We start from the raw sequence: 21594 nt of genomic DNA on the forward strand, positions 1-21594 counted from the left end.
GTCTATAACATTTCCGGACGAAACAGCGATTTCCGGCCGATAATCGCGCCCGCAGCCACAAACACGCGCTCACCGGCGCCGTGCGGCGTCTGCGGATGCCCGGGCGAAGGCGTCATGGTGCATGGGCGCGAACCGGGACGGACCTCCGAAGCGGTCGATGCGGAAGTCCTCCATGGGCGTCGTGGTGGCGCCCGTCGCGATCAGCTCCGCCATCACGTCGCCGACCCCCGGCCCGATCTGGAAGCCGTGGCCGCAGAAGCCGAAGGCGTAGAACAGGCCGGGGATTTTCGCGCTGCGGCCCATGACGGGCAGGTCGTCGGCCATGTAGCCCTCGACCCCGGACCACGTCCGGATGAGGCGCGCGTGTTTCAGCGCCGGCACCAGACGCAGGATCTGGCGGAACTGCGCCTGAACGCCGGCCGGATCGTATTTCGCCCGCTGCTCGTCCAGCGCCGCATGACGGCGCGCGACACCGCCAAAGATGATGTTCCCGCGCGGGATCTGGCGCAGATAGGCCACCTCCCCCGGCACGTTCGTGGAAACGCCGACGACGGGATGCACGAAATAGGGCAACGGCTCGGTCACGCCCATCTGCGGCCCCGCCACCTCCAGCGGCACGGGCTCGCCCATGGCCGCCGCGAAGCCGCCGCCCCACGCGCCACCCGCGATCAACACGATCGGCGCGCGGTAGTCACCCGATGCGGTCGCGACGGTGAAGTCCTCACCCGTCCTGTCGATCGACAGAACCTCGCAGTTCTCGACGATCGTGGCACCGTCGCGCCGGGCAGCACGGGCGAAAGCCGGCGCGACGAGGCGGGGATTGGCGTGGCCGTCGTGCGGCGACCACGAGCCCGCCACCGCCTCCGGCCCGATGAAGGGAAACCGCTCGCGGATGGCGTTGCGCCCGAGTATGTGCAGTTCGAGCCCGTACTCCGCCGCATCGCGCCGGTATTTCTCGACGACAGCCAGCTGCTCGTCCGCCCAGAGGAAGCGCACATGACCCACGGGCATGAATTCCACGTCCGCGCCGGTCAATTCCGGGATCCGGCCCCAGATCGCGCGCGAGCGGTTGGCAAGCGGCAACTGGCGGAGGTAGCGGCCCTGCCTTCGCACATTGCCGAAGTTCGTTCCGCTGGCTTGCTGCCCGACGAGGAAACGCTCCAGCAAGATCACGCCGACGCCGCGCTGGCGCAGAAAAAACGCCGCCGACGTTCCGACGATGCCGCCGCCGACGATGACCACATCAGCCTGTCCGGACACGTTACGCATGGCTGCCTCCGTCGGTCACCGCGATCGGTAGCGGCTTCACCGGTGCCTGCCCGCGCAGGCGGCCCGCCTTTTCCACCGGCAGGCGGCACGCGGCGGCCACGATCTCCTGACTGGCGAGGCCGCAGAACCGGCCCTGGCAGCGCCCCATGCCAACGCGCGAGAATGCCTTGGCCCTGTTGACCTCGGGCGCCTCCAGCGCCGTGACGGCTGCGCGCAATTCACCGGCGGTGATCGCCTCGCAGCGGCAGACGAGCGTCTCGTCCGGAATGGCAGCCACCTTGTCGTGCGGCCACGGAAAGGCCTGCGCGACGCCGCGGGCGAACCGGACATGCCGCGCCATATCCCGCAGCAACCGGCGCGTCCGATCTTCCGGCTGCGGGCGTCCGAGATCGGCCAGCACGGCCTGCGCCGCAAGCTTGCCCGAGGTTTCGGCGCCGTCTGCCCCGAGAACGCGGACGCCGTCACCGGCGAGATAAACGTTCGCCACCGAGCTGCGCCCCATGGCATCTATTGCCGGCAGCCACTGGCGGACCGCCGGGTCGAACGCGAAGACGCAGCCTGCAAGGTCGGCAAGCTGGCTCTCGGCCCGCAGATGGAAGCCGATGCCGACGGCGGTACATTCCACATGGAACGTCCGGCCCGCCGCGTCCGCGTAGCGCACACCGGTGACGCCCGCCTCGTCACCCGTCACCTCGCGCGGCGTGATGCCCCTCACCACCCGCACGCCGCCGGCCCGCAGGGCGGCGATCAGACGGGCGCCCTTGACGAGTTGCCCCGGACGCGCCGCCATCAGGGCGAGACCGCGCAGCTGCCGGTGGAACGGGGTCGTGTCGAGAACGGCAACGGGCGCGTTCCCCGCCTTCATGTACTGACAGGCGACCAGATAAAGCAGCGGCCCGGTCCCCATGAATACGACCTTCTCGCCGATGGCGCAGGCCTGCGCCTTCAGCGCGATCTGCGACGCGCCCAGGGAATAGCAGCCGGGCCGCGTCCAGCCAGGGATCGGCATCATGCGGTCCGTGGCGCCGGGCGCGAGCACCAGCGCATCGTAAGGCAGGGCCTCCGCCGTCATTCCGCTCTGCACATGCAGCCGCCCGTCCTTCACGGCCCAGGCAAGCGTTTCCGGCCGGTAATCGATCCTGTGCCGCAGGGCGTCGAAACACGTGTGCAGGGCGCGTGCCTTCCTCGCCTCCGTGCCGTAAAGCTGTTCGTAGCTGCGGGTGAAGTTCTCGGGCTGGCGGCGATAGATCTGGCCGCCGCTGCGGCTGGCTTCGTCGATCACCGTCGGCACCAGGCCAGCCTCGACAAGGGCCGCCGCCGCACGGACGCCGGCGGGGCCGGCACCAACCACGATTACGCGGGGATCGGCCATATTCCCTCCGGCACGTGCGTGCGAATATCCATTCCCTCGGCTACCGAAGTCGAGCAAGCCCGCAGACGCTCACCCGCGCCGGTCCACACCCAGCAATCCTGGCAGGCGCCCATCATGCAGAAGCCGGCGCGCGGCCCATCGCCAAATTCGGACATGCGGGCGAAGCCGCGCGACAGCATGAGCGCGGTCAGGAGCACGTCGCCTTCCAGCGCCCGAACCGCCTCGCCATCAACCGTCAGCACCACGGCCCGCCGCTCTTTCTCGGCGAGCCTCCTGAACCTTGCCTGCATTGGCGATCCCCTTCCGGTGGGCGCGATTCATCCGTTCCCGCATCCCGTTCAGGCGAGAATCCCACGTCGGCTGGAAGCTTTCCAATCGCAAATGATGCCTTGAAGGAAACCTTTGGTTATGGAAACCATGTTCCGTCAGGAGATGGTCACCATGAACGCCCGCCAACTCGAAATCTTTCGCGCGATCATGCGTGACGGCTCGGTCACCGCCGCGGCAAACTCGCTCGCCATATCCCAGCCGGCGGTGAGCAAGGTTCTGCATCATCTGGAAAATCAGCTCGGTTACCGGCTTTTCGAGCGGATCGGCGGCCGGCTCGTGCCGACGATGGAGGCCCATCTCATCTACGAGGACGCCGACCGGGTGTTCCGCGAGCTGGAGGTGCTCAAGAACCTCACGCGCACCATCGGCGAGCGGAAGATCGGCCTGTTGCGAATCGGCGCAAGCCTGCCCGTCACCTATTCCGTGCTGCCACACGCCCTGACGAGCTTCCGGCGCGATCATCCCACGGTGAAAATCCACCTGCATGCGCTGCCGAAGAAGGAAATCGCCGAGCAACTGGTAATCGGCGACATCGATCTCGCCGTCACACTGTCCACCATCCAGGCGCCGACCGTCAGGAGCGAAATCCTCGCGGGCGTGCCCGCCATGGTGCTGATGCGCCACGACGATCCTCTCGCCGACAGGGAAAGGATCACACCAGCCGATCTGGTCGGGCGGCCGCTGATCTCCTACGGCAACCACGCGGACATCGGCCCGGCGATCGAGCAGGCGTTCAGGCAGCACGGGGTCGAGCGCGAGCTGTCGATCCAGATTTCGTCATCGGTCGGCGCCATTCCGCTCGTGTCCGGCGGCCTTGGCGTCGCGCTCGTCGACGGGCTGGTCAAATGGAGTTCCTTCGAGGGGCTCGTCGCGCGCCCGTTCTCCCCCACGGTGGTGATGGATGTGGCCATTTCCACGAATGCCGCCAGGCCGAAATCGCGTTTCTTCCAGCCCCTCCTGAACGCCATCCGCGAGCTTCTGTGACAGGCGCGGCCGTCACAACGCGGTCTTGCGGCTTTCGTCGATATAGATTTCCCGCAGGCGCAACGCCACCGGCCCGGGCTTGCCCGTGCCGACCGCCGTGCCGTCGACCTCGACCACCGGCGTCACGAAACCGGTCGCGGACGTGATGAAAGCCTCGTCCGCCGCCTGCGCCTCGGCAACGGTGAATTGGCGTTCCTCGACCTCCATCTGCGCCTCCCGGGCGAAGCGCAACAGCGAGGCGCGGGTAATGCCGTGCAGGATGTCGTTGCCGAGCGGCCGGGTGACGATCCGACCCTTCCTGACGATATAGGCGTTGTTCGATGTGCCTTCGGTCACGAAGCCGTCCTCCACCAGCCAGCCGTCGTCGGCGCCCGCCCGTTTGGCGAGCATCTTGGCCTGCGCCTGATAGATGAGCTGCACCGTCTTGATGTCGCGCCGCTGCCACCGCAGATCGGGCAGGGTCACGATCCGCAGGCCGGCCGCCGCCGCGGGCGAGTCCACGATGCCGGGCCGGTTCGTCGCAAACGCGACCACCGTCGGCGGAATCTCCGCGGGCGGATACTCGAAGGCGCGCTCCCCGGTGTTGCCGCGCGTGACCTCGACATAGACGCTGCCTTCGGTGACCGCATTCCGTGCGACGAGTTCGCGGTGCAGCGCCAGCCACCCGTCATAGCCATGCGGATTGACGATATCGAGTTCAGCAAGCGAGCGGTCGAGCCGGGCGAGATGCGCCGGAAAATCGATCAGCTTGCCGTCCACGACCGCCGTAAGTTCATAGATTGCGTCGGCCATCAGGAAACCCCGGTCGAATACCGATATTTTCGCCTCTTCGGCGGGCAGATATTCCCCGTTCACGTAAACGATGCCAGTCACGCGCCTCTCCCTCCAGGATGCCCGCCGGGAATCACGGCAGCCGATGCCACCGGCCGTCCCGGGGCGGGATGGAGGTCCCCGCCGGCGGGAATGTCAAGGGCCGCCGCGTTGCGTGCTATGTATCCGAGAATCCGAACGGCGCATCTGTGCGGCGGTAGTCGTCCGGCAGGATCTGGCGGCCGATGGGCGGTTCCGAGCGGGACGTGCAGGACGTTCGGTGGCATAGACGGCAGGTGATGCCGATGGGCGTCGGCGTCACCGGCTGCGGGTGGCCGCGGCTGTAGACCAGCCGCTCGGCATGGTTGGCCTCGCACACCAGCGCGATGGCGCGCTCGACACTCGCCACGCCGAAGGCACCGCCGCCGGAACTGACAGTGCGCGCGATCGAGAAAAAGCGTTGCCCGTCGGGCAATTCGAGCCATTGGGTGACGACCTTGCGCGGCGTGGCGAACACCTGATGCACGCTCCACAGCGGACAGCCGCCGCCGTGGCGCGCGAACGGAAAGGTGCCGCTGTTCAGCCGTTTGGACACGTTTCCGGCGGCGTCGACGCGAATGAAGAAAAACGGCACGCGCTCATGGCCGGGCTTCTGCAGCGTGGTCAGGCGATGGGCCGTTTGCTCGAAACTGGTGCCGAACTGGCGCGACAGGGCCTCGATGTCGTAGCGGCGGTGCTCGACCGCACGGGCGAATGCCGCATAGGGCATGATGATGGCCGCCGCACAATAGGCCGCCAGCGCCCGGCGCGCCAGACGCTGGGCGTTGTCCGTCTCGAAATGGCCTTCCTGCGCCGCATCGCGCATTTCCTGATCGAATTCGAGATAGGCGAGCTGCTGGGCGAGCTGGAAATTCTGGCTCGCGGCGTCCAGCGTGTCGTCGAGCAGCACGTCCTTCCGGTGCCAGTCCAGACGCCTGAAGGAGCCCGTCATCACCTCCGGCGGCATACGCCGCACGCGCAGGCCGTGCCGCTCCTTGAAGAAGTTCGCGAGCCCGCCGTCCTCGGCGATTCTCGTCGCCAGCTTTTCGGCAGCGGCGTCGAGAACGGGAAAGCAGTTGCGCCGTGCCGACAGAAAGCTGCGAACCGCGGCAACCGGGTCCGCCGACACGCCGATGCCGTCGCTGGAGCCGTCCTGCCGGCGGTCGGCGAGCGCGAACTGCTCCTCCTTGTACGCGGTATGGAGCCGCAGCATCGCCTCGGCGACGCCGGGAAAACTGTGCACGAGGTCTGCGATTTCCATCGACGGCAGATCGATGTCCGTGAAGATCGGATCGCGCATGACCGCCTGCAGGCGCGCGATCAGATCCGGCCCGGTCTCATCGCCGAAGTCGGAAAAATCGACCTTGTACGCCTTCGCGAGACGCAGGAGAGTCTCGGCCGTGACCGGCCGCTGATTGCGCTCCATGAGCGCGATATAGGACGGCGAGATATCGAGATCCGCCGCCATGTTGGCCTGTGTGAGCCCAAGGTCGCGACGCAGGCGGCGCAGACGGGGCCCCAGATAGACACCATGCTTCTCCATATTTGCATTACAACATTACATCCAGAATTTGTAAAGTTTGACAACGTGACACGTTCCCCTCTCGGCAGCGCGCATCGGCCGCGGTAATGTTTGTCTCAGCCGCAACAAATGATGTTGGTAAGGGAAAATGTCGTACCAAAGCGCTATCAATGATGCTGAAAAGCTTATCCAGTCCAACGAAAGCTGGACGGGCGTGACGCCCGAGGCCGTTGCACGGATGCGCCTGCAGAACCGCTTCCAGACGGGCCTCGATATTGCCCGCTATACTGCCGCGATCGTCCGCAAGGACATGGCCGCCTATGACCGCGACCCGGCCAAGTACACGCAGTCGCTCGGCTGCTGGCACGGCTTCATCGGCCAGCAGAAGCTGATCGCGATCAAGAAGCACTTCGGCACGACCGAGCGCCGTTACCTGTATCTGTCGGGCTGGATGGTCGCCGCGCTGCGCTCCGAGTTCGGGCCGCTTCCGGATCAGTCCATGCACGAGAAGACCAGCGTGCCGGCGCTGATCGAGGAACTCTACACGTTCCTGCGCCAGGCCGACGCGCGTGAACTCGGACTGATCTTCCGCGAGATCGACAAGGCCCGCGAGGCCGGTGACGCCGCGCGCGAGCGCGAGCTGATCCAGCAGGTCGAAACCCATCAGACCCACGTCGTGCCGATCATCGCCGACATCGACGCCGGCTTCGGCAACGCCGAGGCGACCTATCTGCTCGCGAAGAAGATGATCGAGGCGGGCGCCTGCGCCCTGCAGATCGAGAACCAGGTCTCGGACGAGAAGCAGTGCGGCCATCAGGACGGCAAGGTGACGGTGCCGCATGAGGACTTCGTGGCGAAGATCCGCGCGCTGCGCTATGCGTTCCTCGAACTCGGCGTCGAAGACGGCATCATCGTCGCGCGCACCGACTCGCTCGGCGCGGGCCTCACCAAGCAGATCGCGTTCAGTGCCCGCGAGGGCGACATCGGCGACCAGTACAATTCGTTCCTGGACGTGGAGGAGGTGCCCGAGGGCCAGCACATCAACGGCGAAGTGCTGATCACCCGCGGCAGCAAGGTGTTCCGGCCGAAGCGTCTTCGCTCGAACCTGTTCCAGTTCCGTGAGGGCACCGGCGCCGACCGCGTCGTCCTGGACTGCATCAACTCGCTGCAGAACGGCGCCGACCTTCTCTGGATCGAAACCGAGAAGCCGCACGTCGAGCAGATCGCGAGCATGGTGGACCGGATTCGCGAGGTCGTCCCGAACGCGAAGCTCGTGTACAACAACTCGCCTTCGTTCAACTGGACGCTGAGCTTCCGCCAGCAGGTGTTCGACACCTGGAAGGAAGCGGGCAAGGACGTGTCGGCCTACGACCGCGCGAAGCTGATGAGCGCGGACTACGACAGCAGCGAGCTGGCCGCCGAGGCGGACGAAAAGATCCGGACGTTCCAGCGCGATGCCGCTCTGCGCTCCGGCATCTTCCACCACCTCATCACGCTGCCGACCTATCACACGGCCGCGTTGTCCACCGACAATCTCGCGAAGGAGTACTTCGGCGAGCAGGGCATGCTCGGCTACGTCGCGAATGTCCAGCGCAACGAAATCCGTCAGGGTATCGCCTGCGTGAAGCACCAGAACATGGCGGGTTCCGACATCGGCGACGATCACAAGGAGTACTTCTCCGGTGAAGCCGCACTGAAGGCGGGCGGCCAGCATAACACCATGAACCAGTTCGCTGCCTGATACACGGCAAGCGCCACAAACCATACGGTGGACGCGATGGCGCCCACCCATCCTAACCCGGAGGGAGAGAAGAGATGTCTGAGCATCAGGAACACCAGGAAGAAGACAAGCTGCACCCCATTCAACAACCGCAGCGCTCGCGCGCCGTTTTCTCGCAGGAAGATTTCGACCTGATCCGCACGGCGATCGCGCATTACCTGCAAGAAATCCGGGATAATCCGGAAGCGTCCAAGGAAGCGTCCAAGTACTCCAACCTTTACCACCGCCTCGGCCGCGTCGGCTGATACGCCATCCGGCCAGACGGAACGGGTGCACGGCATGATCCGGCTTGACCAAACCGGATCATGCTTCCCGGAATACGCTTAAAGGGGGGCGACAGGGCGGCGGCCGGGAAAACAATCTCCCGGCCGCCGCTCTCTTGATCGCCCGTGCGCGCCATCAGTAGAGGACAACGGACCTGATCGACTTGCCCTCGTGCATGAGGTCGAAGGCCGTATTGATTTCCTCAAGCGGCATGGTGTGGGTGATCAGGTCATCGATGTTGATCTTGCCGTCCATGTACCAGTCGACGATCTTCGGCACGTCGGTGCGCCCCCGCGCGCCGCCGAACGCCGTGCCTTTCCAGACGCGGCCGGTGACGAGCTGGAACGGCCGGGTCGATATCTCCTTGCCGGCCTCGGCCACACCGATGATAATCGATTCACCCCAGCCGCGGTGGCAGCATTCGAGCGCCTGCCGCATGACGTTGACGTTGCCGGTGGCGTCGAAGGAATAGTCCGCGCCGCCGTCGGTGACATCGAGAATGGCCTGCACCACCTTGTCGTTGCCGACTTCCGTGGGGTTGATGAAGTCCGTCATGCCGAACTTGCGGGCCATCTCCGCCTTGGCGGGGTTGATATCCACGCCGACGATCCTGTCCGCGCCAACCATGCGCGCGCCCTGGATGACGTTGAGGCCGATGCCGCCGAGCCCGAAGACCACGACATTGGAGCCGGGCCGCACCTTCGCCGTGTAGATCACGGCGCCGATGCCCGTCGTCACGCCGCAGCCGATGTAGCAAATCTTGTCGAAGGGCGCGTCCTCGCGCACCTTCGCCACCGCGATCTCCGGCAGGACGGTGAAGTTCGAGAACGTCGAGCAGCCCATGTAGTGGAAGACCTCGCCGCCATCGCAGGCAAAGCGCGTGGTCCTGTCCGGCATCAGGCCCTGGCCCTGCGTGGCGCGGATGGCGGTACAGAGATTGGAACGCTGCGACAGGCAAGTCTTGCACTGGCGGCATTCGGGCGTATAGAGCGGGATGACGTGGTCGCCCACCTTCACGGAGGTGACGCCCTCGCCCACCTCGCGCACGATGCCGGCACCCTCGTGGCCGAGAATCGCGGGGAACTTGCCCTCGGAGTCGAGCCCCGAGAGCGTGTAGGCATCGGTATGGCAAATGCCGGTGGCCATGATCTCGACCAGCACCTCACCGGCCTTGGGGCCTCCGATCTCGACGGTTTCGATACTGAGCGGCTTCTTGGCCTCCCAGGCAACGGCTGCGCGTGATTTCACGTCGGTATTCCTTCTCGATGCGATGGTATCGGGAGCGCAACGGCCTTGGTGGTATCGCCGCCCCGCTTCATTTCTTCGTTGGTGCACAAGCTTTTCCGGAAGGCGGAAGCCGCCTGCCGGGAGCGGGCGTTGACGCGGTTACTTCAGATACGTGCGCAAGAGCCGCATGATCTCATCGATCTCCGCATCCCGCTCCGGAACGGCACTGCCGGCCACCTGCGCCTGCCCGAACGTCTCCCGCAAATGGCTGTCCAGAACCTCGGCCATCAACCCGGTCGTCGCGCCGCGCAGCGCCGCGATCTGCTGCAATAGCGGGCCGCATTCCGTGCCGGCCTCCACCGCCCGTTCCAAAGCCTCGGCCTGCCCCCTGATCCGGCGCAGGCGCCTTATGGCGCGTTTCTTGTCTTCAGGCGAATGTGGCATATCGGCTCCTGACATTCAGGACCATATATACTCCACCGGGGTATTTCAACATCTCTTCCGAAGCGCCGTTCCGGCACGTGGAGGGCCAACTGGCATGAGCCAACCGTTCAGGTTGTGGCATCGTAAGATACCGGTCCGCGCGGCCGGAAGTCGGTTTCGCGGCGCGGGCATCCGGCTTACCTCACCGCCGGTCCCGCTCCCACGTATCGGCGAGGGATGCCAACAGGGTGCGCATGTGCGCCGGCGTCCCTATCCGCCCGGCGGCCAGCGTCCGTGCATTGCCGTCTCCGATCCTGATCGCCTGTCCGCCATGCGCGATGGCGGCCGCGAACATGTCCTCGTCCGTCAGGTCGTCGCCGACAGCGAGCGGCTGCCTGCCGGCAAACGGCGCGCCGCGCATGAAGGATTTCAGCGCCTCACCCTTGTCCGCCGCCGCGGGTTTCAGCTCCACCAGCATCTTGCCGCTTTGCAGACTCCACCGGGGGCCGGCGCGCACGGCGGCCTCCCGCATCAGGGCTTCGACGCTGTCGCGGTGGTGCGGCGCGAGGCGGTAATGAACGGCGACGGCCACGCCCTTGTCCTCGACGATCACGCCGGGCAGGCTGGCGGCGCCGGCGTGCAGCGCAGCCTTGGCCTGCAGAAACGCGGGGGACGGTTCGATTGCGATCGTCCGCCCGCCGGGCAGGCGCAGCTCTGCCCCATGCAGACCGGCGAGCGGAAAGCAGTGCGGATGGAACAGTCGATCCACGAAGCCGATGCCGCGCCCGGTCACCAGCGCCAAGGCGCCTCCGAGGCCCGTCATGACCACGGCGAGGCTTGCGGCCAGCCCGGCAGGCGCTTCCACCGCGTCCGGTGTCGGGGCGATATCGACAAGCGTGCCGTCAATATCGAGGAACAGCGCCCATTTCTCGGGATTTGCCGCCAGCGCGCCGAACGAGGATGGCGAAAACGCCTCCCCGCCCCTTTCGCCGTTGCCGTTCATTTGCACGTCGAAACCGCGACCGGAAGGGTGCGAACCGTCTTGCGCGTCTCGGCGGGACGTGGCGTTTTCTGATTGGCCCGCCGGTTGCCGACAGAGATGACGTCGAGGTTTCCGATTGCCGGCAGCGCGGGCGTTCCGGCGGCCGGCACCCCGCCTTCGGACGGGAGCACGATGGTCTGACCCGCGCCGGGATTCTCCAGATCGCCCAGAAAACGCCTGCCCCATTGCGATATGTCTGTCTCGCCGACCCCGGCCCACATCGTCGTCCAGCGGTTGATGCGCTCTTCAAGCGGCATCTTGAGCGCCTGATCGATGGCTTTCGCAGTGCCGTCCAGATCGTAGGGATTGACCAGCAGCGCGCCTTTCAGCACCGTGGCGGCGCCGGCAAAGCGCGAGAGCACGAGCACGCCGGGGTCGGCGGGGTCCTGTGCCGCGACGAATTCCTTCGCGACCAGATTCATGCCGTCGCGCAGTGGCGTGACGAGCCCCACCTTCGCCAGCCTGTAGAGGCCGGCGAGTTCCGCGCGCGTGTGCGTGCGGTTGATATAGCGGATCGGCGTCCACGAGGCCTTGCCGTAAAGGCCGTTTATGCGCCCTGCGGTCTCCCCGAGGGCGCGCTGCATGGCCGCATATTCCGGAATATCGGCGCGGCTGCGGGGCGTGATCTGCAGGAAGGTCACCTTGTCCAGATATCCCGGATAGGTTTCCAGCAACCGCTGGAAGGCGTCGAGACGCTGGGTCAGCCCTTTCGAGTAATCGAGCCTGTCGACGCCGAGCAGCATCGGGCGCCCGGAAAAGCTTTCCTCGACATCGCGGACGAAGCGGCTTCTGGAGGCGCGCACGGCGGCCCGCGCGAAGCCCGCCCGGTCTATCCCGACCGGATAGACACCGACCTGCAGGGTGTTGCTTCCCACGGTATAGCTGACATGGTCCTGCGTGGTGGCATGCGCCTCGGTCACCAGATAGTCGCCGAAATTCGCCGCATCCCGCCGGGTCTGGAAACCCACCAGATCGCAGGCGGTCAGCGCATGCGCGATTTCGGCATGGTTCGGCAGCGCCAGAAAGACATCCACCGAGGGCCAGGGAATGTGCTGGAAATATCCGATCCTGTTCGACACGCCCCGCGCCCGCAGCGCCTCGGCGAGCGGGATGAGGTGGTAATCGTGGATCCAGATCACGTCGTCGGGCGCGATATGCGGCAGCAGCAGGTCCGCGAAATAACCGTTCACACGCCGGTATCCGTTCAGATCCTTGCGTGCGAATTCCGTCAGATCGAGGCGGTAGTGCAGCAGTGGCCACAGCGCGCGGTTGGCGAAGCCGCTGTAATACTCGGCGTAGTCATCTTCGGAGAGGTCGCACAGGGCGTAGGTGACGTCACCGTGCGTGGACAGGGTTGCTTCCTGCTGCTCGGGCCCGATCCTGCCGCTCCAGCCGAACCACATGCCGCGCCGTTTCGCGAGTACGTCGTTGAGAGCGATGGCCAATCCGCCGGCGGACTGGCTCTTGCGATTGGGCACCGTCACCCGGTTGGATACGATAATCAGCTTCACAGCCCCCTCCTGGTCCGTCTCCTGAGCATCAAACCAGAAAACGGTCTGATTCCGTCGGAACGTCTGGCGCTCTGGAATCTGTCCTGCCTACGTTGAAACAGGACGGATTCCGGGTTCCTTATTTCGAGCGAATTTTGATCGATCGGATGATTTCATCTGATCGGAACGCGCTCTAGAAGGCATCCTCCCATTTCCGCGACAGCGACAGTGCCGCGTGAATCAGACCCACCATCGAATAGGTCTGCGGGAAGTTGCCCCAGAGTTCTCCGGTTTCCGTATGTATGCCCTCCGACAGCAAGCCGAGACTGTTGCGCCGTCCGAGCAGATCGTTGAACAAGGCGCGCGCCTCTCCTTCCCTGCCGATCTTGGCCAGGGCCTCGATGTACCAGAGCGTGCAGATCGTGAATGCCGTCTCCGGAACACCGAAATCGTCCTCGCCCGCGTAACGGAAAAGGTGCGATCCACGTTTCAACCGCTGCCCGATGGTTTCGACAGTGGAGCGGAAACGCGGGTCATCCGCGCGCAACAGCCCGATGTCGGCGAGCAGCAGCAGGCTCGCGTCGACATCGTGCCCCTCGAAGCGTGAAACGAAGCTTGACAGCTCATTGTTCCATGCGCGCGCAAAAATTTCTTCGCGGATGGCATCCGCCTGCTCGCGCCAGTAGGTGGCCCGATCCGTGAGGTCCAGCTTGAGCGCGATGCGCGCCAGCCTGTCGCACGCCGCCCAGCACATGGCGGCGGAATGGGTGTGAACATAGGCGAGCGCGCGAAATTCCCACAGCCCTGCGTCCGGCGTGTTCCACACCGCCACCGCCTTATGGCCGAGCGCTTCGAGCCGTTCGAACAGGGCCCTGTCGCCACGCCGCTCAAGGCGCTCGTCGAAAAAGCACTGGGCGATGGCGAGAATGACGGAGCCGTAGCCGTCGTTCTGGCGCTGGTTATAGGCGGCATTGCCCCGCCGCACCGGCCCGTAGCCTCTGTAACCGGGCAGTTCCCCGACGATTTCCTCCGTGATATGCGCCTCGAACTGCAGCCCGAACAGCGGCTGCAGTTCGCGCTCGCCGTTGCGCGTCACGACGTTGGTGACGTAGCTGATATAGTCTTCCATCGTCAGTGTCGCGCCCAGCCGGTTGAGCGCGCGGACGGTAAAGAAGGAATCGCGCAGCCAGCAATAGCGGTAGTCCCACGTGCGGCCCGACGCGCCGAATTCCGGGATCGAGGTCGTGAGCGCGGCAGCGATGCCTCCGGTCTCCTCGAAAGCACAAAGACGTAGGGTGATCGCGGCGCGGATGACGACATCCTGCCATTCGAAGGGAACGGCGAGATAGCGCACCCAGTCACGCCAGTAGCGGGCGGTTTCGTCATGGAAATTCCCACCGATGAGGCCAGGCGCCTCCGTTGGGATCTCGTCCTGGCCCAGAACGCAGGTGAGCGTGCGCTCCAGAACGAAGGGCACCTCCTTGACGACGAGGCCGGGGGCCGCATCCGTGGTCAGACGCAGCACCTGATCGCCGACGATGTAACGGATATGGTTGGAGCCCCGGGTGATCTCGGCCGGCACGCGGCCATAATCCCCGGAAGGGCGGATGCGCAGCGTGATGCGGGGTGTGCCCGCCAGCGGCTCGATCCGGCGCACCAGCATCGCCGGACGGAAGATGCGGCCATACCGCTTGAAACGGGGTGCGAAATCGGTGACGCGCACGCGCGAGCCGTCGGCGGCTTCGAGCACGGTTTCGAGGATCGCCGTGTTGGGGGTATAGGCCCGGTGGCTGGCGGAGAAACCCTCCAGCACGATTTCAAACGCGCCGCCGCCATGCGGGGTCTTGCCGATGAGCGAGTGGAAGACGGGATCGCCGTCGAGCTGCGGATAGCACATCCACACGATGCTGGCCCGGTCGTCGACGAGGGCCGCGATCGTGCTGTTACCAATAACGCCCAGATCAAGATTACCTGTTGTACAAGCTTCTCTGTCCACACTCACGGTCTACTCCTCACCACGGGGTTCCGCTTTTAGATTATGTCACCCTTTCACGGAAGCGATGACATGATCTTAAATTCCGATTTCATGCTAAGTCTTAGCTATCAAACGCCTCCATTTGATCGGAAAACGCTCTAGCCGGGGAATACGATCCACCGCAATGGTGCAACCGGCGTCCTCTCCGCCGACCTTTTTTGCCTGGGCCGGAACAAATGTTCGGCCTTCCGGTTGAACCAGCAACCGCTCGGGCAGTGGGGAGCCCTTGCGGCGACACGGAGCCTGCCGCAAAACGGCACGCTGGATCTCGCATTGGAGGGACTCGAAAATGCAGGTATCAGAAATCATGAGCCGGGATATCCATCTCGTCAATCCGGACGACACGATCGTTCAGGTCGCGAAAATGATGGCTGAGAACGATATCGGCTTTCTGCCGGTCGGGGAAAACGACCGGCTTGTCGGCACGATAACCGACCGGGATATCGTGGTGCGGTACGTCGCCGGCGGCAGGAACGGCGACGCCAGGGTGCGCGACGTCATGACCGCTGATGTCAAATACTGTTTTGAGGACGAGGACATCGACGACGTGACCCGCAACATGGGTGACATTCAGGTGCGGCGGCTGCCGGTCGTGAACCGCGACAAGCGCCTGACCGGCGTCGTATCGCTCGCCGACACGGCGCACCAAAATCCGTCCGTTGCCGGCTCCTGCCTCAAGGACATAACCGCGCCGGGCGGCCCGACCTCGCAGACGGGTTGAAAGAACTGATCCACAATGGCAGATGCCGCCGGTTCCCACGGCGGCATCTGTTTGACGTGTGACGAAGAGGAAGCCGGAAAGGATCGCCCGCAATGACGCGCCCGGGGACGGGAGAGACGGGCTCCGGCGGCAGCGGCCTCTCGCGGGAATGATCGTCGACAACGTCGCGGCAACTGTTCGTAAACGGACTGCCGAGCTTATCGTTTATGCTTGGCCAGCTTGTCCGGCGGGGGTTCCTTCGTCTCGCGCTTGTCCGCAGGCTCCCGCGTAACGGAGGACGGATCGCTGGCCGGGAAACTGTCTTCCAAGCTTTTGTCCAGTATCTTCTCCGTATCGGTCGGCTTGTCAGCTTTCTTTTTCTCGTTCTTTGGCATGATGACACCTTCTTGATTATCTACGGAGCGGGAGAACCGCCGTAGGCCCATATCTCCAGCGCCAGCCACGCAATCGCAGCCAGAGCCAGGCTCGCCAGCAGGATGTAGAAAACCGTTCGTCCGATGCCGCCCGGGCGCGTTTTTGTCGCCGGCATAACCTCCTGCTCTTCATCGGGGCGTGGATGCCGGTCGTCAGGTGAATCCGCCATAGGGGGCTCTCCTGTGGTCGTTACCAAGTCAGCAACGCAGCCCTGGCGAAATTTGTTCCGTGTCTTGCGGCAGGGCCGGATACTCGCCTATGAAGCCGGGGGATAGGCGGCCACCTTCGACACGTGGGCGAATCTTTGTCTTTCGGACTTAAATTACGCAGCGTGATGAATAACATTCAGTCTTTATGGCGCTAAAAATCGCTTTCAGATTAATATCTGTATATAGAATGAAAATGATTTCCCATTTAGAATTATGCTTATGGTGTATAGCGAACGGGACTGATTGGCAGATAGAAAGCCATCGGTCCACAAGTTTTTTGGAAGCATTCCATAAATGCCACAATCGCGGATAAGCGTTGAATGATGTTGACATCCGTCGTTCATGGATCGCGGTTGAAAATCACATGCATTGCCGCCACGGCTGCATGACAACGGCAAGGAGGCTGTGATGCGCATCGCGTTTTTCGTCAACGCCATCGAAGGGGAAAGCCCCCTCTTCACCACCTCGCTTCTCGCCGCGGCGGCGCTCAGCCGGGATCATGAAGTGATCTATGTGACCCCCGACGATTTCACGCTCCGGCCCGACGGCGCGCTGGTGGTGCATGCCAAGGTCCTTCCGTCCAAGAAATTCAAAAAACCGGAAACGTTTCACGCAGCGTTGCAGGACGAATCCCTCCAGCGCCGCACCATCGAGATCGGCGAGATCGACGCGCTTCTGCTGCGCAACGACCCCTCGCTCGATCTCGCGGCGAGGCCGTGGGCGGCGCACGCCGGCATCCTTTTCGGCCGCTTCGCGGCACAGCGCGGCGTTGTCGTCCTGAACGACCCGGAGGCGCTGGCGCTGGCCCAGAACAAGCTCTATTTCGAGAGCTTTCCAGATGTCGTACGCCCGCCTGCCCTGATATCGCGAAACATCGACGAGATTCGCCATTTCATCGAAAGCCACCCGAAGGGCGCGATCCTGAAACCGCTGCAAGGCTCGGGCAGGAGGAACGTCTTCAAGGTCAATTCCGCCTCTAAAAGCAATCTCAACAAGGTCTTCGAGGCCGTTGGCGTCGACGGATACATCGTCGCCCAGCCCTATCTTCCGGAGGCGAAGGCTGGCGGCATCCGGCTGTTTCTGCTCAACGGGCAGCCGCTGAAGCACGGCGACACCTATGCGGCGTTGCGGCGCATGCCCGCGCGGGGCGATCAGCAGTCGAACATTTGTGCCATAGGCGCCGCCGCACCCGCAAGGATCACGGACGATATCCTCGCGCTGGCCGAGCGCGTGCGCCCGAAACTGGTGGCGGACGGCGTGTTTCTGGTCGGCCTCGATATCGTCGGCGACAAGCTTCTGGAAGTGAACGTCTTCTCGCCGGGCGGCCTGTGGAACATGCGCGAGCTTTACGGCGTGGACTTCAGTAACCCGATCATCCGTGCGGTCGAGAACAAGGTCGCCGCGCAGGCGGTATCGAAAGAAGGCATCGACAACCGGATGCTCGCAACGCTTTGAAGGCCGGCAACTCAGGATTTGTCGACGTGCTCCGGCTTCCCCTCGTGTTTCGTGGAAGCGAGTTCGTGCAGTTCCTTTTCCGTCATCGACTCGTACATCTCTCTCGACGCGCCCTTCAATCCACGTTTCTTCCGGCTGTCACGCTTCGCCGACAGCGCGGCGCCCGCCGCTTTCTGCTGGGCCTTCGATTTCGCGGGCATCTTCATGGCCTCCTCGCGAATTGCTGATCCGATACGAAAAACAACGGCGCACTTCCCGCGTTGTTCCGATGCGGCAAGCATGAACGCATACGCATGCGCGGCCGCCCGCCGCGGCCTTTGACGCTTGCTACGCTTCTGAATCCGGATTAGAAAAGATGCATGGAAAATACCTTATTTATCCGGAGGCCACCGGCGCTGCCGGATGTTCAGTCGCAGGTGGGCATTGCTGGCGCCTCTCAGGCGCCGGCGAGCCCGGATTTCTCCGGCAACCTTCTTCCGAGGACTTTTCATGATGATTGCGCAAGGTGAAAAGATGCCGGCGCAGGCGCGGCGGGCGGCAGGCGGGCCGGCGCTTCTGTCCTATGGCTTCCGTCCCTTCTTCCTCTTCGGCGCGCTCTACGGCGGGCTGATCATTCTGGCATGGCTGCCGATACACGACGGGACGCTTGGAACCGCGAGCGCTTTCATGCCCGTCGACTGGCATATTCACGAAACGCTGTTCGGCTATCTCGCGGCCATCGTCACCGGCTTCCTGCTCACGGCCATTCCGAACTGGACGGGACGGCTGCCGGTGCAAGGCGCACCGCTGCTCGGCCTCGTCGTGCTATGGGTTGCCGGGCGTGTCGCCGTCTTCTTCTCGGCCTGGACGGGCTGGCTGGCGGCGGCTGCCATCGATAGCCTGTTCCTCGCGGCGGTCTCGGCCGCTGCCGCCACGGAGATCGTCGCGGGGCGCAACTGGCGCAACCTCAAGGTCGTTATCCCCGTCATGGTGTTCCTGTTCGCCAACATCCTGTTTCACGTCGAGGCGGCGCTTTCAGGCACCAGCGACTACAGCCGCAGGCTGGCGACCGCGGCAGCAATCGTCCTGATCCTCATCATCGGCGGACGTATCATCCCGAGCTTCACCCGCAACTGGCTCGCGCGCGAGAATCCGGGCCGCCTGCCCGTTCCGTTCAACGGGTTCGACAAATTCTCCATCGTCCTCTCGGTTGCGGCGCTCACGCCTTGGACGCTGGCGCCGGAAAGCACGATGGCCGGCCTCCTCCTCATCGCCGCCGCTGGCGTCAACCTCGCGCGGCTCGTGCGCTGGGCTGGCGACAGGGCGCGGCGCGACATCCTCGTGCTGATCCTGCATGTCGCCTATCTCTTCGTGCCCGCTGGCCTTCTGCTCGCCGGCCTCGCGGCGCTCGATCCCGCCCATTTTCCGGCGGTCGCGGCGCTCCATGCGCTGGGCGTCGGCGCCATCGGCGTGATGACGCTCGCGGTCATGACGCGCGCAGCGCTCGGCCACACGGGCCGTGAACTTCGGGCCGATACGGCAACCTGTCTGATCTACGCCGCGATCGTGCTCGCGGCGCTGTCTCGCATCGCGGCCGGTTTCCTGCCGGAGCAAACGAGCCTGCTGCACATCTCGGCAACGCTGTGGACCCTCGCGTTTCTTGGCTACTGTGCCCGCTATGGCGGGATGTTGCTGCAGCCGCGCCTGAAGCCACGCGAGCCGAACCGCATGCCAAGGCCCGCCGCATGACGACCGCCGGACAGAGGCTCACCGTTGCTCGGGATGCGGCCGGTGCCTTCATGCTCGATGCAGCGATGCTTGCCGGGCGGTTCGGCTGGTCGCCGGAGGAGTTGCGCGACATGATGCGCCGTGGCCTCGTCTCCAGCCGCGTCGAGCGCGGCGAGGGAGACGACCGCGGCCGCTGGCGGCTTTCCGTCCGCTGCGGCAATCGCCGGTGGCGGGCGATCGTCGAGCCGGACGGCACAGTCGCCGACCAGCGTGTCGATTTCATTCCGCTACGGAAGGCCTCAGCCAGAGAATGAGCGGATTGCGGCGTCACGGAAGCGGATGACGGGAGGGCGAATGTATGACCGATCCTGCGCCAGACCCCTCGTTCGGGCCTGACCCCGCGTCGGACGCAGCCGCGGAAGCCGTCGCGCGGGCCGGTTACGAGCGGTGCCATCCAGACGACAGCTTCGCAGACCTCATCCGCCGCGCGCGCTTCTCAAAGGATGACCGCGGCCTTTTGCGCCAGTGGCGCGACTACGGGCGAGCGCTGCTGTCGCGCGGCGACGGCTGCGCCCCACCGGTATCGTCAAGAAGATAATCCGCAAGAACCAGCGCATGATTGTGCGCCGTGTCGTGGGCGGCATAGAGCAGGGTCACCGGCCCGCGCGCAGCAAGATCGCGAAGCGTGCCGACGGCCTCCCCGTTCGCGGCGAGTTCGGCCCGGTAGCGGCGGGCGAACTCGGCCCACCGCACCGGATCATGGCCGAACCAACGGCGCAGCCCGGGGCTTGGCGCTACATCCTTCAGCCAGAGCGTCAGTTCCGCCGCTTCCTTGCGAATGCCGCGAGGCCAGAGGCGGTCGACGAGCACGCGCGCGCCGTCATCCGCCGCCGGCGGCTCGTAGATGCGCTTCAGCCGCATGCCGAAGCCGTCGGCCATCGCATCACCCCCGTCACTGTCCGACCTGGGCAATCGCTGCATCCAGCCGCTCGCGCGCCTTCTTCGGCAGCTTGGCCTCCTTGAGGGCATCAAGGTTGGCCGGCGCGCCGTCGCCAACCACCACCAGCGCCACCATGCCCATCGGCATATGCGGCAGGCACTTGATCAGGTACGCGCCAGGCACCGTGAAGCTCGACGAGATTTCTTCGTTGACCTTGCCCTTGAACGGCTCCGCACCGTCGGGGATGAGGCCCTTCACCGTTTCCGCGCTATGGGTCTTGTCGGTCGGCACGAAAGTCACCTTGTCGCCGGGCGCGACCTTGAGGAACGACGGCTCGAAGACCATCAGTCCGTCCTTGCCCTTGTTGAGCATCTCGATCCTGAAATCCTCGGCCATCGCCGGCATGGAAAGCAGCGTCAGCGCCGCTACGGTACACACGGCTTTACCCATCACTTTGACCATTTGTCTTTCTCCCCAGGCAGCAGCCTCAAACATCGGGAAGCCGACGTATCGTATCGCCCTTCCCTGCGTCAGGTCTAGGCAATCCGACGCTGCCGCTCCTTGACCTGTCGCAAATAGATATATTTTAAACGCATCTTAAGAACCGCCCATACCATGCGTCACAATGTCCGCAGGAAACGAAGGCAGGCGATAAGTTCTGCCGCGAATGCCTGCGCACGGCTGCGCTCCGCCTCGTCCCGCGCTTCTCCGGCAAGTTCCAGATAGCGGTCGAGCAACGCCTCGCACAGGGCGCCAGCGCCGTTCCAGGCCGCATCCGGCAAGAAGGGCGCATGCTTCAGGGAAGGCAGCGATGGATCGAAGGGCGCGCGCGCAAGCTGTGCTGCCCGTTCCCTTGTCTGCCGGGCAAGTGCCTCCAGTTCCCGCCGCCCAGCGTCGTCGCCATCGCAGGTCGCCATCTTTTCCACCAACAGCGCCGCAAGCCGGCTTTCCATCGCGTCGGGCACTGCCGCACGTCGGTCCGCCCGCCCGCGCAAGGCGTGATAGGACGACCGCCGCCGGCGCCGCAGCCAAGCCACCCGCGCGAGTTCCCTTCCCGCCAGATACTCGGCCGCCTGGCGGACTTCGGCGGAAGACGCCTGCGCCGCAACATAGCTCCAGAAGGCGAAAGCCCGCTCGCAGTTGCGGACCGCGACCGCGAATATCCGGTAAGGGTCGAGCAGTTCCACCGCCGCAGCATCCGTTCCCTCGTCGTCCAGCAGACCTTCGACGGCGAGAAGGCACGCCGCCGCATGCGTCGCCCCGACGAATCGGGACAGGCTGCGCCCGATCTGCTCGCGCTGCTGCCGGGCGAGTTCGTCATAGGCCGAGGCGAGCGCATCCGCGCCCGCACGCCGCATGCGCCCCGCCTGCGCCTCATAACGGGAAGCCGCGTCCTCCGCGATGGAAGAGGCAGTCGCCATCAGTTCGCCCGGCGAACGGACCGACGGCGGCTCGGCCCTCAGCCGCGATGCGGGACGCTTCGATATGGAATGCCGCGACATGGGAGCGCCTCCTGCCCGCCAGCGCCTCTCTGAGATAAAAGGCGGAAATTTTCCCTGCA

The 21594-nt window shown here is 64.7% G+C and carries 23 protein-coding genes; 7 read left to right on the plus strand and 16 right to left on the minus strand.

Annotated elements, in window-relative coordinates; translation table 11 throughout:
* Positions 1-69: 69 nt before the first annotated feature.
* From ACFFJ7_RS15900 to ACFFJ7_RS15910, 3 genes are read right to left on the minus strand one after another with little or no spacing between them, the layout of a single operon-like run.
* Positions 70-1269, minus strand: coding sequence for an NAD(P)/FAD-dependent oxidoreductase (locus ACFFJ7_RS15900; RefSeq protein WP_377593590.1), 1200 nt, complete (start codon positions 1267-1269; stop codon positions 70-72).
* A complete protein-coding gene (locus ACFFJ7_RS15905) occupies positions 1262-2641 on the minus strand; it encodes an FAD/NAD(P)-dependent oxidoreductase (protein WP_377593592.1) in 1380 nt (459 codons plus the stop codon). Before ACFFJ7_RS15905 ends, ACFFJ7_RS15900 begins: the two co-directional genes overlap by 8 nt.
* Positions 2623-2931, minus strand: coding sequence for a (2Fe-2S)-binding protein (locus tag ACFFJ7_RS15910; protein WP_166955383.1), 309 nt, complete (start codon positions 2929-2931; stop codon positions 2623-2625). The genes ACFFJ7_RS15905 and ACFFJ7_RS15910 overlap by 19 nt, the downstream gene beginning before the upstream one ends.
* A 118-nt stretch (positions 2932-3049) precedes the next feature.
* Here ACFFJ7_RS15910 and ACFFJ7_RS15915 point away from each other — a divergent pair, with 118 nt between their 5' ends.
* Entirely contained in the window at positions 3050-3955 is a 906-nt protein-coding gene (locus ACFFJ7_RS15915; RefSeq protein ID WP_246225418.1) for a LysR substrate-binding domain-containing protein, read from the plus strand.
* A gap of 12 nt (positions 3956-3967) precedes the next feature.
* Here the strand turns inward: ACFFJ7_RS15915 and ACFFJ7_RS15920 are convergent, their stop codons facing one another.
* Together ACFFJ7_RS15920 and ACFFJ7_RS15925 are read right to left on the minus strand one after the other, a co-directional pair.
* Complete coding sequence (locus ACFFJ7_RS15920) at positions 3968-4828, minus strand: D-amino-acid transaminase (RefSeq protein ID WP_377593595.1); 861 nt, start codon at positions 4826-4828, stop codon at positions 3968-3970.
* Between the two features lie 115 nt (positions 4829-4943).
* Entirely contained in the window at positions 4944-6347 is a 1404-nt protein-coding gene (locus tag ACFFJ7_RS15925; protein WP_166955387.1) for a helix-turn-helix domain-containing protein, read from the minus strand.
* Positions 6348-6474: 127 nt separating this feature from the next.
* On the opposite strand from ACFFJ7_RS15925, the gene ACFFJ7_RS15930 reads away from it, so the two are divergent.
* A complete protein-coding gene (locus ACFFJ7_RS15930; protein WP_166955389.1) occupies positions 6475-8067 on the plus strand; it encodes an isocitrate lyase in 1593 nt (530 codons plus the stop codon).
* 74 nt (positions 8068-8141) lie between these two features.
* Entirely contained in the window at positions 8142-8351 is a 210-nt protein-coding gene (locus ACFFJ7_RS15935; protein WP_166955391.1) for a hypothetical protein, read from the plus strand.
* 154 nt (positions 8352-8505) lie between these two features.
* Here the strand turns inward: ACFFJ7_RS15935 and ACFFJ7_RS15940 are convergent, their stop codons facing one another.
* The 5 genes from ACFFJ7_RS15940 to ACFFJ7_RS15960 all read right to left on the minus strand — a co-directional run bounded on the left by ACFFJ7_RS15940 (position 8506) and on the right by ACFFJ7_RS15960 (position 14554).
* A complete protein-coding gene (locus ACFFJ7_RS15940) occupies positions 8506-9618 on the minus strand; it encodes an S-(hydroxymethyl)glutathione dehydrogenase/class III alcohol dehydrogenase (RefSeq protein ID WP_377593599.1) in 1113 nt (370 codons plus the stop codon).
* A gap of 138 nt (positions 9619-9756) precedes the next feature.
* Entirely contained in the window at positions 9757-10041 is a 285-nt protein-coding gene (locus ACFFJ7_RS15945) for a metal-sensing transcriptional repressor (protein ID WP_377593601.1), read from the minus strand.
* Positions 10042-10222: 181 nt separating this feature from the next.
* Positions 10223-11023: a trehalose-phosphatase gene (gene otsB, locus ACFFJ7_RS15950; RefSeq protein ID WP_377593603.1), complete on the minus strand. Its 801-nt coding sequence runs from the start codon at positions 11021-11023 to the stop codon at positions 10223-10225.
* Positions 11020-12573, minus strand: coding sequence for an alpha,alpha-trehalose-phosphate synthase (UDP-forming) (locus ACFFJ7_RS15955; RefSeq protein ID WP_377593605.1), 1554 nt, complete (start codon positions 12571-12573; stop codon positions 11020-11022). Before ACFFJ7_RS15955 ends, otsB begins: the two co-directional genes overlap by 4 nt.
* A gap of 172 nt (positions 12574-12745) precedes the next feature.
* Positions 12746-14554 (minus strand): glycoside hydrolase family 15 protein, encoded by a 1809-nt coding sequence (locus tag ACFFJ7_RS15960; protein WP_343042614.1) that lies wholly within the window; start codon positions 14552-14554, stop codon positions 12746-12748.
* A 322-nt stretch (positions 14555-14876) separates the two neighbouring features.
* On the opposite strand from ACFFJ7_RS15960, the gene ACFFJ7_RS15965 reads away from it, so the two are divergent.
* Complete coding sequence (locus ACFFJ7_RS15965; protein WP_377593608.1) at positions 14877-15308, plus strand: CBS domain-containing protein; 432 nt, start codon at positions 14877-14879, stop codon at positions 15306-15308.
* 197 nt (positions 15309-15505) lie between these two features.
* Here the strand turns inward: ACFFJ7_RS15965 and ACFFJ7_RS15970 are convergent, their stop codons facing one another.
* Positions 15506-15682 carry a hypothetical protein gene (locus tag ACFFJ7_RS15970; RefSeq protein ID WP_377593610.1) on the minus strand — a complete coding sequence of 59 codons (177 nt, stop codon included), beginning with the start codon at positions 15680-15682 and terminating at the stop codon, positions 15506-15508.
* Positions 15683-15702: 20 nt separating this feature from the next.
* The gene (locus tag ACFFJ7_RS15975) at positions 15703-15891 is read right to left on the minus strand and encodes a hypothetical protein (protein ID WP_377593612.1); all 189 of its coding nucleotides are present in this window, start codon (positions 15889-15891) and stop codon (positions 15703-15705) included.
* Positions 15892-16339: 448 nt separating this feature from the next.
* On the opposite strand from ACFFJ7_RS15975, the gene ACFFJ7_RS15980 reads away from it, so the two are divergent.
* Positions 16340-17386: a glutathione synthetase gene (locus ACFFJ7_RS15980; protein WP_377593616.1), complete on the plus strand. Its 1047-nt coding sequence runs from the start codon at positions 16340-16342 to the stop codon at positions 17384-17386.
* 11 nt (positions 17387-17397) lie between these two features.
* Here the strand turns inward: ACFFJ7_RS15980 and ACFFJ7_RS15985 are convergent, their stop codons facing one another.
* Complete coding sequence (locus tag ACFFJ7_RS15985; protein WP_166955409.1) at positions 17398-17586, minus strand: DUF3008 family protein; 189 nt, start codon at positions 17584-17586, stop codon at positions 17398-17400.
* A gap of 289 nt (positions 17587-17875) precedes the next feature.
* On the opposite strand from ACFFJ7_RS15985, the gene ACFFJ7_RS15990 reads away from it, so the two are divergent.
* Positions 17876-19114, plus strand: coding sequence for an NnrS family protein (locus ACFFJ7_RS15990; RefSeq protein WP_377593618.1), 1239 nt, complete (start codon positions 17876-17878; stop codon positions 19112-19114).
* Entirely contained in the window at positions 19111-19407 is a 297-nt protein-coding gene (locus ACFFJ7_RS15995) for a DUF6522 family protein (RefSeq protein WP_377593620.1), read from the plus strand. The genes ACFFJ7_RS15990 and ACFFJ7_RS15995 overlap by 4 nt, the downstream gene beginning before the upstream one ends.
* A gap of 220 nt (positions 19408-19627) precedes the next feature.
* On the opposite strand, the gene ACFFJ7_RS16000 is transcribed toward ACFFJ7_RS15995, so the two are convergent.
* From ACFFJ7_RS16000 to ACFFJ7_RS16010, 3 genes are all read right to left on the minus strand, one after another.
* On the minus strand, positions 19628-20032 hold the full coding sequence (locus ACFFJ7_RS16000) for a DUF488 domain-containing protein (RefSeq protein ID WP_377593622.1): 405 nt from the start codon (positions 20030-20032) through the stop codon (positions 19628-19630).
* Positions 20033-20045: 13 nt separating this feature from the next.
* Positions 20046-20483: a pseudoazurin gene (locus ACFFJ7_RS16005; RefSeq protein WP_377594058.1), complete on the minus strand. Its 438-nt coding sequence runs from the start codon at positions 20481-20483 to the stop codon at positions 20046-20048.
* Positions 20484-20653: 170 nt separating this feature from the next.
* On the minus strand, positions 20654-21535 hold the full coding sequence (locus tag ACFFJ7_RS16010) for a ferritin family protein (RefSeq protein ID WP_377593624.1): 882 nt from the start codon (positions 21533-21535) through the stop codon (positions 20654-20656).
* Positions 21536-21594: the final 59 nt, after the last annotated feature.

The sequence above is a fragment of the Pseudochelatococcus lubricantis genome, from assembly GCF_042432495.1.
GTDB classification, from domain to species: domain Bacteria; phylum Pseudomonadota; class Alphaproteobacteria; order Rhizobiales; family Beijerinckiaceae; genus Pseudochelatococcus; species Pseudochelatococcus lubricantis.

Excerpts from the sequence above, each read along its gene's own strand:
- ACFFJ7_RS15925 (WP_166955387.1), bottom strand. The coding sequence starts at position 6,347 with ATGGAGAAGCATGGTGTCTATCTGGGGCCCCGTCTGCGCCGCCTGCGT.
- ACFFJ7_RS15945 (WP_377593601.1), bottom strand. The coding sequence starts at position 10,041 with ATGCCACATTCGCCTGAAGACAAGAAACGCGCCATAAGGCGCCTGCGC.
- ACFFJ7_RS15965 (WP_377593608.1), top strand. The coding sequence starts at position 14,877 with ATGCAGGTATCAGAAATCATGAGCCGGGATATCCATCTCGTCAATCCG.
- ACFFJ7_RS15970 (WP_377593610.1), bottom strand. The coding sequence starts at position 15,682 with ATGCCAAAGAACGAGAAAAAGAAAGCTGACAAGCCGACCGATACGGAG.
- ACFFJ7_RS15935 (WP_166955391.1), top strand. The coding sequence starts at position 8,142 with ATGTCTGAGCATCAGGAACACCAGGAAGAAGACAAGCTGCACCCCATT.
- ACFFJ7_RS15915 (WP_246225418.1), top strand. The coding sequence starts at position 3,050 with ATGGAAACCATGTTCCGTCAGGAGATGGTCACCATGAACGCCCGCCAA.
- ACFFJ7_RS15975 (WP_377593612.1), bottom strand. The coding sequence starts at position 15,891 with ATGGCGGATTCACCTGACGACCGGCATCCACGCCCCGATGAAGAGCAG.
- ACFFJ7_RS15995 (WP_377593620.1), top strand. The coding sequence starts at position 19,111 with ATGACGACCGCCGGACAGAGGCTCACCGTTGCTCGGGATGCGGCCGGT.
- ACFFJ7_RS16010 (WP_377593624.1), bottom strand. The coding sequence starts at position 21,535 with ATGTCGCGGCATTCCATATCGAAGCGTCCCGCATCGCGGCTGAGGGCC.
- ACFFJ7_RS15990 (WP_377593618.1), top strand. The coding sequence starts at position 17,876 with ATGATGATTGCGCAAGGTGAAAAGATGCCGGCGCAGGCGCGGCGGGCG.
- ACFFJ7_RS15985 (WP_166955409.1), bottom strand. The coding sequence starts at position 17,586 with ATGCCCGCGAAATCGAAGGCCCAGCAGAAAGCGGCGGGCGCCGCGCTG.
- ACFFJ7_RS15910 (WP_166955383.1), bottom strand. The coding sequence starts at position 2,931 with ATGCAGGCAAGGTTCAGGAGGCTCGCCGAGAAAGAGCGGCGGGCCGTG.
- ACFFJ7_RS16000 (WP_377593622.1), bottom strand. The coding sequence starts at position 20,032 with ATGGCCGACGGCTTCGGCATGCGGCTGAAGCGCATCTACGAGCCGCCG.
- ACFFJ7_RS15900 (WP_377593590.1), bottom strand. The coding sequence starts at position 1,269 with ATGCGTAACGTGTCCGGACAGGCTGATGTGGTCATCGTCGGCGGCGGC.
- ACFFJ7_RS15905 (WP_377593592.1), bottom strand. The coding sequence starts at position 2,641 with ATGGCCGATCCCCGCGTAATCGTGGTTGGTGCCGGCCCCGCCGGCGTC.
- otsB (WP_377593603.1), bottom strand. The coding sequence starts at position 11,023 with ATGAACGGCAACGGCGAAAGGGGCGGGGAGGCGTTTTCGCCATCCTCG.
- ACFFJ7_RS15930 (WP_166955389.1), top strand. The coding sequence starts at position 6,475 with ATGTCGTACCAAAGCGCTATCAATGATGCTGAAAAGCTTATCCAGTCC.
- ACFFJ7_RS16005 (WP_377594058.1), bottom strand. The coding sequence starts at position 20,483 with ATGGGTAAAGCCGTGTGTACCGTAGCGGCGCTGACGCTGCTTTCCATG.
- ACFFJ7_RS15980 (WP_377593616.1), top strand. The coding sequence starts at position 16,340 with ATGCGCATCGCGTTTTTCGTCAACGCCATCGAAGGGGAAAGCCCCCTC.